This window comes from Patescibacteria group bacterium, assembly GCA_041661505.1.
In the GTDB taxonomy this organism is placed as follows: domain Bacteria; phylum Patescibacteriota; class Patescibacteriia; order Patescibacteriales; family JBAZCA01; genus JBAZCA01.
The window spans coordinates 121,510-138,295 of sequence record JBAZUF010000002.1; the positions used below are offsets into that span (position 1 = coordinate 121,510).

Annotated in this window: 15 protein-coding genes, 1 tRNA gene and 1 pseudogene; 9 read left to right on the forward strand and 8 right to left on the reverse strand. The window is 42.1% G+C overall.

All coding sequences use genetic code 11. The features are described from left to right. The first annotated feature begins 26 nt into the window (after positions 1-26). From ppsA to rpsT, 3 genes are all read left to right on the forward strand, one after another. Entirely contained in the window at positions 27-2,384 is a 2,358-nt protein-coding gene (gene ppsA, locus WC715_02980) for a phosphoenolpyruvate synthase (GenBank protein ID MFA6171387.1), read from the forward strand. A 694-nt stretch (positions 2,385-3,078) separates the two neighbouring features. After that, a complete protein-coding gene (gene lgt, locus WC715_02985; protein MFA6171388.1) occupies positions 3,079-3,921 on the forward strand; it encodes a prolipoprotein diacylglyceryl transferase in 843 nt (280 codons plus the stop codon). A gap of 73 nt (positions 3,922-3,994) precedes the next feature. Next, positions 3,995-4,267: a 30S ribosomal protein S20 gene (gene rpsT, locus WC715_02990; protein ID MFA6171389.1), complete on the forward strand. Its 273-nt coding sequence runs from the start codon at positions 3,995-3,997 to the stop codon at positions 4,265-4,267. Between the two features lie 56 nt (positions 4,268-4,323). Here rpsT and holA read toward each other — a convergent pair whose 3' ends face one another. The 3 genes from holA to WC715_03005 are packed head-to-tail and all read right to left on the reverse strand — an operon-like array spanning position 4,324 to position 7,976. Then, entirely contained in the window at positions 4,324-5,304 is a 981-nt protein-coding gene (holA, locus tag WC715_02995; GenBank protein MFA6171390.1) for a DNA polymerase III subunit delta, read from the reverse strand. A gap of 7 nt (positions 5,305-5,311) precedes the next feature. Next, positions 5,312-6,634 (reverse strand): UDP-N-acetylmuramoyl-L-alanine--D-glutamate ligase, encoded by a 1,323-nt coding sequence (gene murD, locus WC715_03000; protein MFA6171391.1) that lies wholly within the window; start codon positions 6,632-6,634, stop codon positions 5,312-5,314. 4 nt (positions 6,635-6,638) lie between these two features. Further along, on the reverse strand, positions 6,639-7,976 hold the full coding sequence (locus WC715_03005; GenBank protein ID MFA6171392.1) for a hypothetical protein: 1,338 nt from the start codon (positions 7,974-7,976) through the stop codon (positions 6,639-6,641). An 84-nt stretch (positions 7,977-8,060) separates the two neighbouring features. Between WC715_03005 and WC715_03010 the strand changes: the two genes are divergently transcribed. Continuing rightward, positions 8,061-8,351 (forward strand): hypothetical protein, encoded by a 291-nt coding sequence (locus WC715_03010; GenBank protein ID MFA6171393.1) that lies wholly within the window; start codon positions 8,061-8,063, stop codon positions 8,349-8,351. A gap of 33 nt (positions 8,352-8,384) precedes the next feature. Here the strand turns inward: WC715_03010 and polA are convergent, their stop codons facing one another. Further along, on the reverse strand, positions 8,385-11,318 hold the full coding sequence (gene polA / locus WC715_03015) for a DNA polymerase I (GenBank protein ID MFA6171394.1): 2,934 nt from the start codon (positions 11,316-11,318) through the stop codon (positions 8,385-8,387). A 219-nt stretch (positions 11,319-11,537) separates the two neighbouring features. Here polA and WC715_03020 point away from each other — a divergent pair. The 3 genes from WC715_03020 to WC715_03030 all read left to right on the forward strand — a co-directional run bounded on the left by WC715_03020 (position 11,538) and on the right by WC715_03030 (position 13,409). Then, positions 11,538-11,609, forward strand: a tRNA-Glu gene (locus WC715_03020). 80 nt (positions 11,610-11,689) lie between these two features. Then, entirely contained in the window at positions 11,690-12,802 is a 1,113-nt protein-coding gene (gene mtnA, locus WC715_03025; protein ID MFA6171395.1) for an S-methyl-5-thioribose-1-phosphate isomerase, read from the forward strand. Continuing rightward, positions 12,789-13,409 (forward strand): class II aldolase/adducin family protein, encoded by a 621-nt coding sequence (locus tag WC715_03030; protein MFA6171396.1) that lies wholly within the window; start codon positions 12,789-12,791, stop codon positions 13,407-13,409. The genes mtnA and WC715_03030 overlap by 14 nt, the downstream gene beginning before the upstream one ends. 41 nt (positions 13,410-13,450) lie before the next feature. On the opposite strand, the gene WC715_03035 is transcribed toward WC715_03030, so the two are convergent. From WC715_03035 to WC715_03045, 3 genes and pseudogenes are all read right to left on the reverse strand, one after another. Further along, the gene (locus WC715_03035) at positions 13,451-14,014 is read right to left on the reverse strand and encodes a DUF677 domain-containing protein (protein MFA6171397.1); all 564 of its coding nucleotides are present in this window, start codon (positions 14,012-14,014) and stop codon (positions 13,451-13,453) included. Between the two features lie 111 nt (positions 14,015-14,125). Next, the gene (locus tag WC715_03040; protein ID MFA6171398.1) at positions 14,126-14,398 is read right to left on the reverse strand and encodes a GlsB/YeaQ/YmgE family stress response membrane protein; all 273 of its coding nucleotides are present in this window, start codon (positions 14,396-14,398) and stop codon (positions 14,126-14,128) included. Positions 14,399-14,447: 49 nt separating this feature from the next. After that, a pseudogene (locus WC715_03045) lies at positions 14,448-14,615 on the reverse strand (KGG domain-containing protein). A 128-nt stretch (positions 14,616-14,743) separates the two neighbouring features. Here WC715_03045 and WC715_03050 point away from each other — a divergent pair. Next, positions 14,744-14,926 carry a hypothetical protein gene (locus WC715_03050; GenBank protein ID MFA6171399.1) on the forward strand — a complete coding sequence of 61 codons (183 nt, stop codon included), beginning with the start codon at positions 14,744-14,746 and terminating at the stop codon, positions 14,924-14,926. Between the two features lie 78 nt (positions 14,927-15,004). Here the strand turns inward: WC715_03050 and WC715_03055 are convergent, their stop codons facing one another. Then, positions 15,005-15,535 carry a sigma-70 family RNA polymerase sigma factor gene (locus WC715_03055; GenBank protein MFA6171400.1) on the reverse strand — a complete coding sequence of 177 codons (531 nt, stop codon included), beginning with the start codon at positions 15,533-15,535 and terminating at the stop codon, positions 15,005-15,007. A gap of 226 nt (positions 15,536-15,761) precedes the next feature. Here WC715_03055 and WC715_03060 point away from each other — a divergent pair, with 226 nt between their 5' ends. Then, positions 15,762-16,766 (forward strand): DUF4349 domain-containing protein, encoded by a 1,005-nt coding sequence (locus WC715_03060; GenBank protein MFA6171401.1) that lies wholly within the window; start codon positions 15,762-15,764, stop codon positions 16,764-16,766. Positions 16,767-16,786: the final 20 nt, after the last annotated feature.

A 16,786-nucleotide genomic window follows, 5' to 3' on the forward strand; every position in this document is an offset into this window, starting at 1 on the left:
TTCATAAATTCCATTTCAAATTATTTATGTCCAAGTTTGTAAAATTTTTTAATGAAATCGGCATTAAAGACGTTCCGACTGTCGGCGGCAAAAACGCATCATTGGGCGAGATGTTCCAAAATCTTACTGAAGACGGAATTAAAGTTCCTAATGGGTTTGCGACTACTTCCGAGGCCTACAATTATTTTATAAAAGGATCTGGAATGGATATAAAAATAAGAGAAATTTTGGCTGGCCTTGATACAAAAAATATGCTAAGTTTAGCTAAAAAAGGCTCGGCGGTGCGCGAGGCGATAGTTAAGGCGGAATTTCCTGATGACTTAAAAAATGAAATATTTGAAGCTTACCGCCAGCTGGGAAAATTGTATAAAACCAAAAATCTGGACGTAGCGGTTCGGTCATCGGCTACGGCCGAAGATTTGCCGGACGCTTCTTTTGCCGGCCAGCAGGAAACTTTTCTAAATATCCGCGGCGAAAAAGAAATTTTGATTGCCGTAAAAAAATGCATTGCCTCGCTCTTCACCAACCGGGCCATTTCCTACCGCCATGACAAGGGCTTTGACCATTTTGACATCGCCTTGTCGGTCGGCATCCAAAAAATGGTGCGGAGTGATTTAGGATCTTCCGGGGTGATGTTTACGATCGATACCGAATCGGGTTTTCGCGATGTAGTTTTAATTAATTCTATTTACGGGCTTGGGGAAAATATCGTCCAGGGAAAGGTGAATCCGGACGAATTTTATGTTTTTAAGCCGACTAAAGCCATAATTTCCCGAAACATCGGAAAAAAATCCTTAAAGATGATATATAATAGCGACCCCAAGCATCCGGTAAAGGATATAAAAGTAAGCGAGGCCGACCGCTTGAAGCCCTCTATTACCGACGCCCAGGTATTAAAACTGGCCGAATGGGGCATGGCCATTGAAAAGCACTACAAGCGGCCAATGGACATCGAATGGGCTTTAGACGGAAAAACCAAAGAACTTTATATCATCCAGGCCCGGCCGGAAACGATCCACTCCACCCGCGACTATAATATTATTGAAGAGTTCAAGCTGGAAAAAAGAGGAAAAATAATCGCCAAAGGGAAAAGCGTCGGCTACAAAATCGGCGCGGGAAAAGCCAACCGCATTATGAGCGTAAAGGAAATTTCCAATTTTAAGCCGGGTGAAGTTTTGGTTACCGAGATGACGGACCCAGACTGGCAGCCAATCATGAAAATCGCTTCGGCCATAGTTACCGACAAAGGCGGCCGGACCTGCCACGCGGCCATTGTGTCCCGCGAATTAGGCATCCCTTGCGTTGTTGGCACTAACGACGCCTCCAAGAAAATTAAAACCGGCCAAAAGGTTACGGTAAGCTGTACTGAAGGGGAAGAAGGTATTGTTTATGACGGCGAAGTGAAGTTCAAAGTCAATAAAATTAACGTAAAAAAGCTGAAAAAGCCCGAGGTTAAAATAATGATGAATATTGGTACGCCAAAATCGGCTTTCGGGTTTTCCTTTATCCCGAACGACGGAGTCGGCCTCGCACGCCAGGAATTTATAATAAACGACTCAATAAAAATCCACCCCATGGCTTTAATTAATTTTGATAAAGTTAAAGATCAAGCCGCAAGAAAGAAAATCGAGGAAATGACCGCCGGCTATAAAGACAAAAGCCGATTTTTCATCGACAAGCTCTCGGAAGGAATCGCCATGATTGCCGCCGCCTTTTACCCGAAAGACGTAATTGTCCGGCTGTCTGATTTTAAATCCAACGAATATTCTAACTTGATTGGCGGCAAGATTTTTGAGCCCGAAGAATCCAATCCGATGATTGGCTGGCGCGGGGCGTCCAGGTATTACGACGAAAAATACCGCCCGGCTTTTGAGCTGGAATGCAAGGCTTTGTGCCGGGTGCGGGACGAGATGGGCCTCACTAACGTTAAAATCATGGTGCCTTTCTGCCGAACCGTTGAGGAAGGAAAAAGAGTGGTGGAGATAATGAACGAATGCGGATTGAAGCAAGGGAAAAACGGGCTGGAAATTTATGTTATGGCCGAAATTCCCTCTAATATAATTCTGGCCGAAGAATTTGCTAAAGTTTTTGACGGCTTTTCCATCGGTTCCAATGACCTTACCCAGCTTACCTTGGGCATGGATCGCGACGCCGGCGGCGGCTACAGGGTTGCCGGCGAATCAAACGAAAAAAATCAGGCCGTAAAATATCTGATAAAAAATTTAATTCAGGCCGGAAAAAAAGCCAAAAGAAAAGTCGGCATCTGCGGCCAGGGACCGAGCGACTTTCCGGACTTTGCCGAATTTCTCTTAAAAGAAGGCATCGACAGCATTTCTTTAAATCCGGATACGGTTATAAAAACCATGATGAGTTTGGGAAAATAACAATTTACTAAGAATTTAAAAACCACCCGCGAAAAGGTGGTTTTTGATTGGAGTATTTGTTTAATATAAGCCAATTCTCCCGGATTGGCAATTGACAACGGATGGGTTTTGTGCTATATTGTAAATTGTCGTGCCTTGCGGCAGGCAAGCTCTTTAAAACGCTCCAGTTCTCGAATTTTGCGCCATATATTTATTATGTGGGTAGTATTGGAGAACTGGAGTAACGTATTCATTTTATTATCTTTCTTACTAACTAACAAATTAGGAGAGTAAAAATGAACAAGTTTTATAAGGTCGTGACGGTTATTTTTAGACTCCTCATGTGTGCATGTGGGGGGTGCATCGCTGTCCTCTTTTTATTTGACAGCGGGGCGAGATATTTGAAGGAAGATTTCAACCGGACCCCATTGTGGATTTATTTCGCCTTGGTGGCCGGGGTAGCGATATTTGCGGTCCTCGCTTGGATTTCGGACTGGCATAATCAGCCAGTGCTGAAAACGCTACCCCCAAACCCCACAGAATCCGAGCCCGAATTCTCTGAAGAGGAGGATCGTTCCCCGCTTCAGATTGTCTTACAAAGGAGGGGTGAGAAAGCACACTAGCAGCATACTGACCGGAGTTCAGCACACGCGCATTTACGACGTGTTGCTGGCCTCCGGTTTTCTCTTTTAACGGGAGTTGGTATAATAGAAACATGATTAATTTTCTCCATACTTTCCAACCCAACCCGATCATGTTTTCGGTTGGCCCTGTCCATATCTACTGGTACGGTTTTTTTATTGTCTTGGGGATTGTTGCCGCGATTAGCGTTGGCCTTAAGCTGGCGAAATATTACGGTATTAAAACCGATTATATTCTTGATTTAAGCTTTTGGCTCGTTATCGCCGGAATTGCCGGAGCAAGAATTTTTCATATTTTAATCGAGTGGCAATATTATTTAAGCCAGCCTTCAGAAATTTTTAATTTCCGGCAGGGCGGACTAGCAATTCACGGCGCGATTATTTTTGGACTGGCGGCGTTATATATTTTTACGAAAAAAAGGAAAATTAATTTTTGGATTTTGTCCGGCCTTTTGGTTCCGGGCCTGGCTTTAGCCCAAAGCTTTGGAAGATGGGGAAATTATTTTAACCAGGAGCTTTTTGGCAAAGCAACCAGCTTGCCCTGGGGAATCCCTATAAAAATAATGAACCGCCCATTTGAATATATGAACTTCAATTATTTCCATCCGGCATTTTTATACGAAAGCCTCGGCGACTTGATTATATTTATAATCCTAATAGCCTGGCATGTTATAATTTTGAAAAAGAAATCCCCCGGCAAGCCATTCAGTTCGGCTGGTAAAAAAATAGTTTTGAGCTATCTGGTTTTATACTCCTTTTTGCGATTTATGACTGAATTTATTAGGGTTGATCCGGCCTATGTGTTTGCAGGATTAAGGCACGCGCAAATTACGAGCTTGTTGATAATAGCCGCGGCTGGAGCCTGTCTCTTGTATGGATTACGGAAAACCGAAGTTAAAATAAAGCCAGCCCCTTGAAAAATAACGGCGATTATGCTAATAATATACTATCTCTCACACATTTTTATAAAGACTTAAAGCATTATTTATTATGCCCAATCTACCTTCGGCAAAGAAAGAATTAAGAAAAAGCATCAAGCGGCGGGAAAAAAATCAAAAAGTAATTACTGATTTGCGAAAACTCGTCAAGAAAGCAATCAAGGCTATTGAAGCCAAAGACGCAGGCGCCAAAAAACTTTTGACCGACTCTTTGAAAGCTATTGATAAGGCCGCCCAAAAACGGATTATCAAAAAAAATAACCGCGACCGGAAAAAATCAAGGTTGCATATCCGCTACAATAAAGTTTTTTCGGAAAAAAAATAAGCTTACAATAAAAATCCCTGCCATCCGGCAGGGATTTTTAATAGGCTGACGCGATATTATTTTAGCCCGGCGATTAAAAGATTTAAATTAGTTTTTAAATCCCCTTTCCCGGTTTTTAGATCAAAGTCGATTTCAACTAACTTACTGACTATTGTCTTCAGGTTTTCGACTTTAAAAAATCGGGCCTGGCTCATTCCTTTTTGGACGATAAACGGATGGAGTTTTAATATGGAAGCGATATTTCTCGAATTTCCGCCCGAGTCCAGCGCCTGGCGGATGCCTAAAATAATCTTAAATTGCCTTAAAATCATAGAGAGGAGATAAGAGTCGTTGGCTCCGGACTGGAATTGATCTTCTAAAAGTTTTAGGGCCAGCGCTTTGTTTTTGGCGCCGATGGAATCAGTCAAGGCGAAAATATTGGTATCCAGTTTTCCTTTTACCATCTCATGAACGTCGCTTTCCTCAATTTGCGCCTTTTCTCCGGCCGGGGTAATCGCCGCCTTGTAAGCGGCAATTTTTCCCAATTCGCTGTTTAACTGCCAGGAATTTTCCGCTAAAGCCATAAGTAAGTCGAGGGCTTTAGGCGTAATTGACGCGCCCAAATCCGAAATCTCCTTTTTTATCCATCGGGCCAAGTCTTCGCGCGAGAGTTCCTTGAATTCTTGGGAATACTTCTGGGCGGCTAGAAATTTAAAAAGTTCGTTTTTTTCCCCGGCTAATTTTTCTTTTGACGAAGCCGGGTCTAAAAAAATAATTATATTTTCCCCTTTCTCGTTCTTTTTTAAAAATTTCAGCAGTTCGGCGAAAAGGCCGGCTGACTTATTAGAGAAAACATTCTCAATGACCGCCATCCGTTTTTTTGAAAATAATGATGCCGGGCTGACCAGCTCGTTAATTTGGTTAAGTGTTGCTTTCTCGCCGTCCACCGCGACCAAATCGTTTCCGGCGATGTCTATTTCCCGGCGGAATTTATCTTTTAGCTCGCCTAATTTTCTTTTGGCCCTAAAAGAATCCGGGCCGTAAAGAAATATAATCATACTTGGTTTATTTAAGCTTTTTCACTTCCTTCTTAAATTGATTTCCTTTGTCTATGAAGTTTTTAAATATGCTGTAGCTGGGAGAGGCAGTCGATAAAAGGCAGACTTTGCCTTCTTCGGTATTTTTATAGGCGAATTTTACGGCTTGGGACATTTTTTTGGTTTCCAGCTTCAAGGGGAGCTTCTCGCCCCGGGCGCGGCAGGCCTTAACGATTTCTTTCCAGATTTTAGCTCCTGAATCAGGAAACAAAACAACATTTTTAACCCGGTATTTTAATATAATTTTAGCCAGACGGGAAAAGTTATACCCGCGGTTCTCGCCGCCCAATATTATTGTTCCTAAATTATCGCCAAACACTTCAATTGCCGCGATAGTTGATTCGGGCGTAGTGGAGATGGCGTCGTCGTAAAATTTTATGCCTTTATAAACGCGCGCTAATTCCAGCCGGTGCGGAAGGCCTTTGAAATTTTTTATTGCCTCCCGGATAACGGTATTCGAAACTTTTAGGATTTTAGCCGCCGTTATACAGGCGAAAATATTTTCTAGATTGTGTTTCCCTAAAAGCTTGATATCTTTTTGGGAAATGATTTTCTCATTCTTATAGTAAACTGCCCCATTCTTGGCCGAACAGGTTTTTGTATAGCTTACCGCCCGGCCTTTCGCGCTTTTCGCCAGGTTAGCCAGGAATCGGTAATCGGAATTATAAATGAAGCAGTCATCGCCTCCCTGAAATTTTTCTATATTGGCCTTAGCCTTTTGATAATTTTTAAAACTGCCGTGATAAGGCATGTGGTCCGGAAAGATGTTTAGAAAAACCGCGATCCAGGGGCTTTTTTTCAAGTCATTTAGCTGATAGCTCGACAACTCATACACGAAAATTTTTCCTTTACCCGAATTTTTATCTAGAAAATCTAACGGCGGGTTGCCGATATTTCCGACCAACGAGGACTTAATTTTCGCCTTCTTCAGTATTTCGTAAATTAGAGTGGAAGTGGTGCTTTTTCCTTTTGTTCCGGTTACGCCGATAATTTTTCCCCGGCAGGCTTCAAAAAAGAGTTCTGTCGCCGAAGTAAGCCTGGCTCCTTTTTTTACGGCTTTGGCAATATCTTTTTCACGGAGGCTTATTCCCGGCGACTTAACGATCAAATCGTATCCGCCGATGTTTTTTAAATAATTTTTCCCGGTGAAAGTCCGCCCCCTAAAAGAGGAATCAATCTTATTTTTATCGGCAATGGCAAAAGCGGCTTTGGGGTATTTTTTTTTAAGATAGCTAAAAGCACTTTTACCTTCAATCCCGAAACCAAGAATTATAATATTTTTATACCCCATAGCTTTATCTGGATTTAGAAATTAATTTTCCAAATCCGCCTGGTAAATTTATCGCATGAATTTTCAAGGCGGCATTAATTAAGCCTCTTTTATTTTTTATACCCGGCGTTATTTTATTACTGTATTGCTTTAAAATAAAGCTGTTATTTAATTCACCCTTTTTTAAAGCCAGCTCCATTCCGGCTGTTACTTCTTCGGGCGTACCGACGCAGTCAAAGGGTTTTATATCCTTTTTGCCCAGTAATTCAAGATATAAGCCTAAAAGCTTCCGGTCATCATACAGGTTTTTCTCGAAAATTCCCAATAGTTCCTTCTTGGAAAGAAAGGCGGAAAGCTGGGAAAAAACAAAAGCGCACTTAGGGCATTTACCGCACCACCTTTTTTTACTCTTGCCTTTGATTTTAAAATTATTATTGCAACTGGAAAAATAAGGAAAATATTTTTTATGCCTGGAGAAAATTTCGGAAATTTTCAGTTCAGAAAAAGGCCGAAGCAGGCTGAACGTGGTTATGTCCGGGGTGATGAATTTTTGCACGTAATTATTAAAATCTTTTTCCGCTTCAAAGCTCTTTGAATATTGATGGTTGATATTTTTTCCCAGGTATTTGACGTTTCCAAAGTTGGCGCTTTGCTCATTGGAAAAAATTATATATTTGTAGCCATATAAGATTCCGGCCAGGAGCGCGGAAAACGAATAAATGGATGAAATGGGAATATGGCCGTTATAGGCCCCCTTTAGCCCTAAAAGTTTTTTATCTAAAGTCCTTTCAAACAAAATCCGCTTTTTTCCTATTATCCTCGACACCTCTTTTTGTATTTTACTGTCGCCGAGGCTAAATAAGGAGAAATTAAAATGCCCGCTATTTAATAATTCAGCTGAAACTATGGAATCTTTTCCTCCGCCGACCGGTACCAGAAAGCTGTTTTTTATTCCTATCTTAACCGGCAAAGTTTTTTTATCAGCAAAAGGAAATTTGACCAGTTTTCTAAAATCAATTTTGTTTTTATAATAGAATTCGCCCAGTCCAATCGTATAAAGCTTATTCCAATAATCGGCCTGGGCCTTGCTCAAGGCTCCCGATTTAATGATTATTTTTTTCGGGCAATAGGCTTTCCAATAGCTTACGCCCATTGCCAAATGCAGGCCGAACAGGGCTTCATTCAGGGCGGCTTTGTTAATTTTGTCCCAGGCGGCCTTATTTTTTAGCTTCAATGTTTCGACAAAATTTGTTTTTTCTCCCAAGCGGTAAAAGAACCGGATCTCGTTCCTGAATTTGTCCAGTTCAAATTTTTCAAAAGCGAAAGTGTCGATTGATTTTTTTTTCGGTTGACTTTGGGGCATATTTATGGCAAGGTTTTGTTAAGACAAAAATATTTTTAATGTTCCTTTTTAGCGTGCGAGGAGGGCATAGTGAAAATTATTGATATGGGCTTATTGGAGGCATTGTCGAGTCTAGGCGTTAGCTTTGCCTGTTTTGTTGCCGGTATATTTTTTGCGCTGGTAATCAGAACCAAAGACATTGCCACGAACTATCAACTGGCGATTGCCATTGGCCTCGTTCTCGCGGTCATTGTAATTGGCATTATAGTTGGCCTTGAAGGCATCCGGTACTTTTATCCCGCCTTCCTAAAGCGGTTCTTCGGACGGATAGCCTTGGCTTGCTACGAATTGCCAAACACATTGACTAGCATGGCCAAAAGGCTGGGCATGTTCTAGACCCGCCGGGGCAATTTCCGCCCCGGTTTTCTTTTATCCGACAACCTCCATCTCTCCCCAATTCTTCCCGACTTTGGCCTCAACCTCAATCGGAATTTTAAGACTTACAACGTTCTCCATTATATCTTTAATTATTTTGGCCCATTTTTCAGCCTCATCTTCGCGCACTTCAAATAATAATTCATCATGCACTTGCAAAAGCATTCTGGCGGAAGAATCTTTCAGATTTTTAATTTTTACTTCCGGCAAAGCTTCGGCTACTTTAATCATGGCCAGTTTCATGATATCAGCGGCCGCGCCCTGTAAGGGCGTGTTGATGGCCATCCGCTCGGCCGCCTTTTTAATCTGCATCACCGAAGAATTGATTTCCGGCAAATATCTTTTCCGTCCGAACATGGTCTCGGCATAGCCTTTTTCTTTGGCTTTTTCTAGACTGTCTTCGATATATTTTTTAATTCCAGTGTGGGCCGCGAAATATTTGTCGATAAATTCTTTGGCGCGATCGTAGGGGATATCCGCGTTTTGAGAAAGTCCATGCGGACCCTGGCCGTACAATATTCCAAAATTAGTGGCTTTAGCTTCCCTTCTCATCTGCGGCGTCACCTCTTCTAATTTGACCTGGTTAATTTCAGCGGCGGTTGATTTATGAATGTCTAGACCATCGCGAAAAGCCCTCGTCATTACTTTATCGCCGGAAACATGAGCGGCCAAACGCAATTCGATTTGGGAATAATCAAGCGACAAAAGCCGGCAGCCTTTTTCGGCGATAAACGCTTTTCTTATCTCCCGGCCCAGTTCGGTGCGTATCGGAATATTTTGCAGGTTCGGTTCGGTTGAAGACAACCGGCCGGTTGAAGTTATTGCCTGGTTGAAGCTCGTATGCAGGCGCCCGGTCGGTTTAGTAATTAATTCCGGCAAGGCGCGGATGTAGGTGCTTTCCAGCTTGGTTAATTCGCGGTATTCCATGATTAGAGGAATAATCGGATGCCGATCGCGCATTTTAATTAATTCATCGGCCGAAGTTGATATCCCGGTTTTGGTTCTCCCGATCCCGGCGGTAGAAATTCCAAGATCAACGAAGAGCACTTCTTTTAACTGCTGGGTAGAGCTTATATTGAATTTTTTTCCGGCCAGCTTGAGAATTTTTTCTTCCAGTTTTTCTATATCGCGGTTGATATTTTTTCCCATGGCTTTTAAAAAATCAGTATCGATTTTTACGCCGGTTAATTCCATGTCCGCTAAAATTTGTACTATAGGCATCTCAATGCCAAAGAATAATTTTATCTGGTCCTGCGCCTTTAGCTCTTTTTCTAATTTTTTGGCTAACCTAGCCGTAAAATCGGCATCTTCACAGGAATAAAGGCTTAAATTTTCCGCCGAAATTTGCGAAAATGAAATTTTATTTTTTCCCTTCCCCAAAAGCTCTTCCTTGGAAATTTTTTCAAAGCCGAATTCGGAAAAAGCCAAAGCGTCCAGTCCGTGCTGGCGCGTTCCGGGATTTAGAATGTAAGAAGCGATCATGGTATCGAAATATATTCCTTCCATTTCCATTCCGAAAGCCTTCAATATTTTATAATCAAATTTTATATTTTGCCCGACTTTTTTTATTTTCGGATTATTTAAAATTGGTTTCAGGCGGGAAACAATTTTTTCCAGTTCAATGCCTTTTTTGCCGGCCGAAGCAGCCGGAAAAATATCTTCTTTCGCGCTGGCGCTTTGATCAAATAGATTTAAATTTCTGGCCTTGGCTTCGCAGGCCCCCAGGACGTTTTTTACCTTAACAAAATACGCCTCTTTTTCTTTCCAGGAAAAGCTGACGCCGAGTAAAAGAGAACAATGCGGATCAAATTCCGAAGTTTCCGTATCGATGGCGAATATCTTTTGTTTTTTTAATTCTTTAACGAATTTTTCAAATTCTTTTTCATCGTCAATCAGCCGGTAGCTGAAAAGTTTTTTATTTCTTTCGAATTTATCTTCGCCGGATCCGGCCCTGGCCTGGCCGCTCTCCCCGCCGGAATCTTTTTTTATTTTTCCTCCGGGTGACAGCCCCTGGTTTATTGTAAATTGGGCGTCTATTTCCCTGATTTTTGGAAGGAGAGATTTGAATTCCAGTTCGCTTAACAGCTGAACCAGTTTTTCTTTGTCATATCGGCCGAATTTCGAATTGGCCAAGCTAAAATCGGTTTTAACGCGGCATTCAATTCGCGCCAGTTTTTGGCTTAAATACGCCTGCTTCTTGTTTTCAGCTAATAATTGCGCGATGCGCGGCTTGATTTTGTCCGTTTTTTTCTTTCCTTCAAGATATTTATATACGCCATCTAAAGTTTTGAACTTTAATAAAAGTTCTATGGCGGTTTTTTCTCCGACGCCGGGCACTCCCGGTATATTGTCCGAAGGGTCGCCGCGCAAAGCCTTGTAATCGACCATTTGGGCGGGAACCAATCCCAGGAACCTTTCTTTGACCTTTTTTTCGTCGTAGATTACATTATCCGAAAGGCCGTGGCTCATGGTATAGACTTTGGTGTGCGGATTAACTAGCTGCAAGGTATCCAAATCGCCGGTAACGATTATTTTATCGACCGCCCCGTCGACTGTCTGGACAATTGTTCCAATTAAATCGTCCGCCTCATAGCCGGACATTTCATAAATTGGGATGCCAAAAGCCCGGGAGACTTCCTTAATTCGCGGAATTTGTTTGTATAATTCCATCGGAGCCGCCGCCCGGTGGGCTTTATATTGTTCGTAGGCCGCGTGGCGGAAAGTCCGGTCTTTTTTATCCAAAGTCAAAGCGACATATTCGGGCTTTAGTTCTTTTAGGGCCTTCAAAAGCACCATAATAAAGCCGTAAATCGCGTTGGTCATCTCGCCGGATTTAGTTGTCATCGTTGCCGGCAAAGCGTGAAAACTGCGGTGGATCAGGGCGTTTCCGTCAATGACTAATAATTTTGGTTTTTTGATTGAAGCCATTTTTTTCAATTAACAATTGGCAATTTTAAATTATCAATTGGTTATTTGCCTGATATTATTATACCTTACGGCATTTTACAAGTAAATGAAAGTGGTCAAATTTAAGCCAAAATATTGACAACCGCTGATAATTTGTTATAATAATTCAAGCTCTGGCAAAGAGCTTTTCTTTTACTAAAATTATTGAAAATTGATAATTGTTGATTGAAGATTGATTTTGGTCCCTTCGTCTAGTGGTTAGGACACCAGGTTTTCATCCTGGTAACAGGGGTTCGATTCCCCTAGGGACTACAAGCACGAGTTAAAAAAACCGGGTTAATAGCCCGTTTTTTATTTTGTGTTTTATGCTAATTGGGGTAAAATTGGGTTATATGAAAACAGGAAGCCAGCATTATCGGACTATCTGGATTTCGCCGGATGATCCGAAAATTATCCAAATTATCGACCAGACCCGCCTGCCGCATGAATTTATTATTGAGGATTTAAAGACAGTGGCAGACGCGGCCGGGGCTATAAAAGAAATGAAAGTGCGGGGAGCGGGATTAATCGGCGCTACCGCCGGTTATGGCATGTATTTAGCCGCCTTGGAGTCCGCTCACAGCACGTCCTTTGACGATTATATAGAAAGCGTCGGAGAAAAGTTAAAGACCACCCGGCCGACCGCGGTTAATTTGGCTTGGGCAGTAGAACGCCAGCTTAGAATTATTAGAAGCAAGGACGCGCCCGAAGAAAAAATTACCGCCGCTTTTAAAACTGCCAATGAAATTGCCGAGGAAGACGCGGCGTACTGCAAAAAAATCGGCGAGCATGGCTTAATATTAATTGAGGAAATAAGCCGAAAGAAAAACGGCGAGACCGTAAATATATTAACCCATTGCAATGCCGGCTGGCTGGCCTTTGTTGATTATGGCTCGGCTACCGCCCCTATGTACGCGGCCTATGATCGGGGAATTAAAATTCATGTTTGGGTGGATGAAACCCGGCCAAGAAACCAGGGAGCCGGCCTTACCGCCTGGGAATTGGGTCAGCACGGCGTCCCGCATACGCTTATCGCTGATAATACCGGCGGGCACCTTATGCAGCATGGTTTAGTAGATATGGTCATCGTCGGCGCTGACCGGGTAACGAGAACCGGCGACGCCGCCAATAAAATCGGTACTTACTTAAAAGCTCTGGCCGCCAAAGATAATAATATTCCTTTTTACGTGGCCCTGCCCTCTTCGACTTTTGACTGGGAAATAAAGGACGGCCAAAAAGAAATTCCGATTGAGGAAAGAGATGGAAGCGAAATTAAATATGTTTCCGGCTGGCATGACGGAAGCATAAAAAAAGTATTAATCTGCCCGCCGTCCAGCCCGGCCTTAAATTACGGCTTTGACGTTACTCCGGCCCGGCTTATAACCGGCCTTGTAACCGAGCGCGGGATCTGCGAGCCAAATGAGAAAAGCTTAATAAATTTATTTCCCGAACATGAAACCTGTTAAAACAAAAGACGGGTATATTAAATTTGACTGCCGTTGGAAAGAAGCTAGACCCATCCCGGCTGGTAGATTAAAAACGATCAATTACTGGCGAAAAAAATTATACGCTTTGGGAATGATTGGAAGTGATAAAAAAGGAATCGGTTTTGGGAATATAAGCCAAAGGATTGGCCGGACCGATATGTTTATAATCACCGGAAGCGCTACGGGAAAATTTAAGAAATTAAATAATAAGCATTATACGCGGGTTACGGGTTATGATTTTAAAAAGAATAGTTTGAATTGCCAAGGCCCGGTAAGAGTTTCTTCCGAATCGTTATCGCACGCGGCAGTATATAAGTCAAATAAAAACGCGAACTGCGTTATTCACATCCATAACCAAAAGCTATGGAAAAAATTAAAGAATAGAGTTCCGGCCACTTCTCCTAAAGCGGCTTACGGCACCCCGGCAATGGCCAGGGAAATAGAAAAATTGTTTAAGCAAACCGATGTAAAAGATAAAAATATTTTTGTCATGGCCGGCCACCGTTACGGGCTAGTAGCTTTCGGCCCTGATGCCGCTTCGGCCGGGAAGGTTATTATTATGGCTAATAGGGGGCTTTATTTTTAAACTATTAATCCGAAGAAATCATATTAATAAAAAAGACCGGGCTATCCCCGGTTTTTTGATTGAGTGGATGTGTATTCTTGGGCGGCGGTTTTTTTCGGCCTTTTAATGTTTTTTATCGCTTCGATTTCGCTAATCAAGTTTTGAAGCTGGCCTTCAATTTTTTCTAGAGAGCGCTTATTTTGGACATCGAACTGCTCTTCCTCCTCGTCTTCCTTTTGGATTTCTTCTACATCTTCCTGAATTTCGTCGACATCCTTCTGAATCTCATCTACATCTTCCTGAATTTCGTCGACATCCTTCTGAATCTCATCTACATCTTCCTGAATTTCGTCGATGTCTTCCTCGACTTCGGTCAAGCTTTTAATGTTTTGGTTTACCGCCATCTGGATAAAAATGGCGAGATAAATCGCTTCCAATGAAACCAGGGTGGTAATGATCAATAGTACCTTGTCGGCATTGAATCCGAGAAAAACCAAAGAAAACGCGACGCCAAAAAGAAGCGTATGCACTAAAAGAGATGATACCGACCCGATCCAGTCCATAATCCAGTGGGAAAAATCGGTAAGCATGCTGAACCTGAATTGGCGGCTGAAAAATTTTGGCATAAGAAATTAAAAAAGAATTTCTGATAGCTAAATATTACCAGCAAAAAAGATTCTAGTCCAGTAATCAAAAATCATAAAAAAGCCGGGCCTTTCGGCCCGCCTTTCGATTTTTTATCTTGAATGAGTGATGGTGCTTTTAGGAATCAGACCCGTTAGTAGTAGTAATACTATCGAACCAACGGCGGCTGTCAAAAGGGATATCCAAAAGTCGATGGACGCAACCCCGAACAAGGCAAATATATTGCCGCCAATCAACGCCCCGACTATGCCGACTATCATATCGCCGGCAATCCCCAGTCCGCTTCCGGTCATAATTTCTGAAGCGATCCAGCCGGCCACCAGCCCAATAACTATAAAAGCAATTATGCTTCCTGCAGTGATCATAATTTCACCCCCTTTCTAAATTAAGATGATATTATCTTCGGCGCAGAGTTTTTGCCCTGGCTTTACCGCCTTTTTTTCCGGCCTTCCTTGCCTCTTCGGAGGTGAACTCATGGGCCGTACCTTTAGCGTGGGCCGCTTTTCCGCCTTTCGACGCAATCTTTCTTTGTTTTTCCGGATCCATTGATGCAAAGCCTCTTTTCGCTGTTCTTTTTGCCATATTATTGAATTAAATATTAATCATTTTTTAATTATCGTCCGCTACAATAGCGAAGCAGTTTGATTAATCTATATGAAACCAGACGCTCTGCCATTTAACATATTTCATTAATAATTTGAATTAAATATATGCATATAAGAAAATCGGCTAAAAACCTAGTGAATCCCTTAAGCTTTAATAGCAGGCTTTTTTCAAGAATTTTTGTTTTAGGTAATTTCTATTCCAAAGAACGGGAAACCGTACTGGGGAAAATCGGCAAGAGCTTGCAGTTTTTCGGCAGGAATTTGAAGCTTTTAAAGCCGAAATACTAAAAACAGGCGATAAATGGATTAATCTCGAAATGAAAGAACGTTTCCGGGAGGGCGTCATAAATTAGAAAAACAGAGCTTTTATTCGGCAACAATTTTATTGTTGCCGTTTTTGATCTTGTTTTTTAAAAGTTTCATTCCACGGTGGATGATAACGCTTATGTTATTGGGCGACCGGCCGGTTAGCCTGGAAATCTCGGTTATGCTTAGCTGGTCGACATAGCGATAGGTAATTATTTTTTGGTGATGGTTTTTAAGTTCGCCAAGATATTTTTTAAAAGTCTCCATTTCAATGTTAATGTCCATTTCTTTTTCCTGGACCGGGTCGACGATTGTCTTTTTAGGACTGACACTTTCCAAAGATACCGGGTACTTGTCTTTGCGGCGGTAATGGTCGATAATCAAATGGTTGGCGACCATGTAAAGAAACTTTTTGTAATCCCTAACCTGGTTATTTGCCGAGGAAATGTATTGCCAGGTTTTAAAAAAAGTTTCCTGGGTAAGGTCTTGGGCCATCTCCCAATTAGAAACCCGAAAATATATATGCTTCAAGATTATCGGCGCATAATCGTTATAAGCCCGTGCGAAGGCGTTGTTTTCCGCTCTATCCATATAATTGGGGCGCTAGTAGCTATTCCTAAGCTAATTTTTTAGTCCATAATAATTATTCCGTCAAGCTAAGCTATAATATATTATACGCACGCCGATTAATTAATGATGAAGCCGAATTGAAAATGCCCCGAAAAAGGAGCATTTTTGTTATGCCCCCAAATCTGTACATGGCCTTAAATAGGCAGAATATGTTATAATTGATGAGTAATAATTAATAAAAATCTCTATGCTAGACAACATGCCCGGGATTGTTAAAAAAGGCTTAATAGCTATCGGCATCCTGTTTTTGGCATGGATCGCCTTTGCCATTTTTTCCTATGCCAATCGGTCGGCGATCGTATATAGATCGACAATGTCAAACGGCGATTTGTCGATTAATCCGGGTGGCTCGGGCTACGGGGAAGCCAGCGTTGAAGATTTTTCAATTCTAAAAGAGAAAAAAGGTCAAGCGGGAGGTGTCGCGTCATCGCCTAGTTTAGATGTTAATCAGGAGATATCCGGCCCGGGAGCAAAGAGCGTTTCCCAAAATAATGTTAACGCAGTTGATAAAAAAATAATCAAAACCGGAAATTTGAGCCTTACAGTGGCAAAGGCTGATACGGCGGCGGAAAAAATCGGACAAATCGCGAAAGAAAATCAGGGCGAAGTCTATTCTTCGGATTTTTATGAAACAACAAACGGGTTAAAAAGCGGAACGATTACTATCCGGGTGCCGCATTCCAGTTTTGAAAAAGTTTTTAACGAAATAAAGAAAGCGGCAACCCAGGTTTTAAGCGAGTCAACCAACGCCCAGGATGTAACCCAGGAATACATCGATTTGGAGGCGCGTTTAAAAAATAAAAAAGCCGAGGAAAAATCTTTTGTAGACCTCCTGAATCGTTCCGGGAAAATTGAAGAGATTTTAGCGGTAACCCAGGAGGTGGCGAGAGTAAGGACCGAGATTGACTTGATGGAAGGCCAGATCCGCTACATGAATTCCCAAACCGATAGGTCAACGATATCGGTCTATTTAACCGAAGACGCGACAATAGTTCCCGAGAGCAATGCCTGGCGGCCGCTGCAGGTCGTAAAAGCGTCGGTTAAGATGCTTCTTATTAACGGGCAGAATTTTATCGACGGATTGATCAGCTTCCTGATTGTCACTTTGCCCATGCTCTTAATGTGGGCTCTTATTCTCTGGCTTTTCTATATTGCCGGAAGAAAAGTTTACCGCCGATTGAGGAATAAATAAATATAAAATAGGCCGTAGCA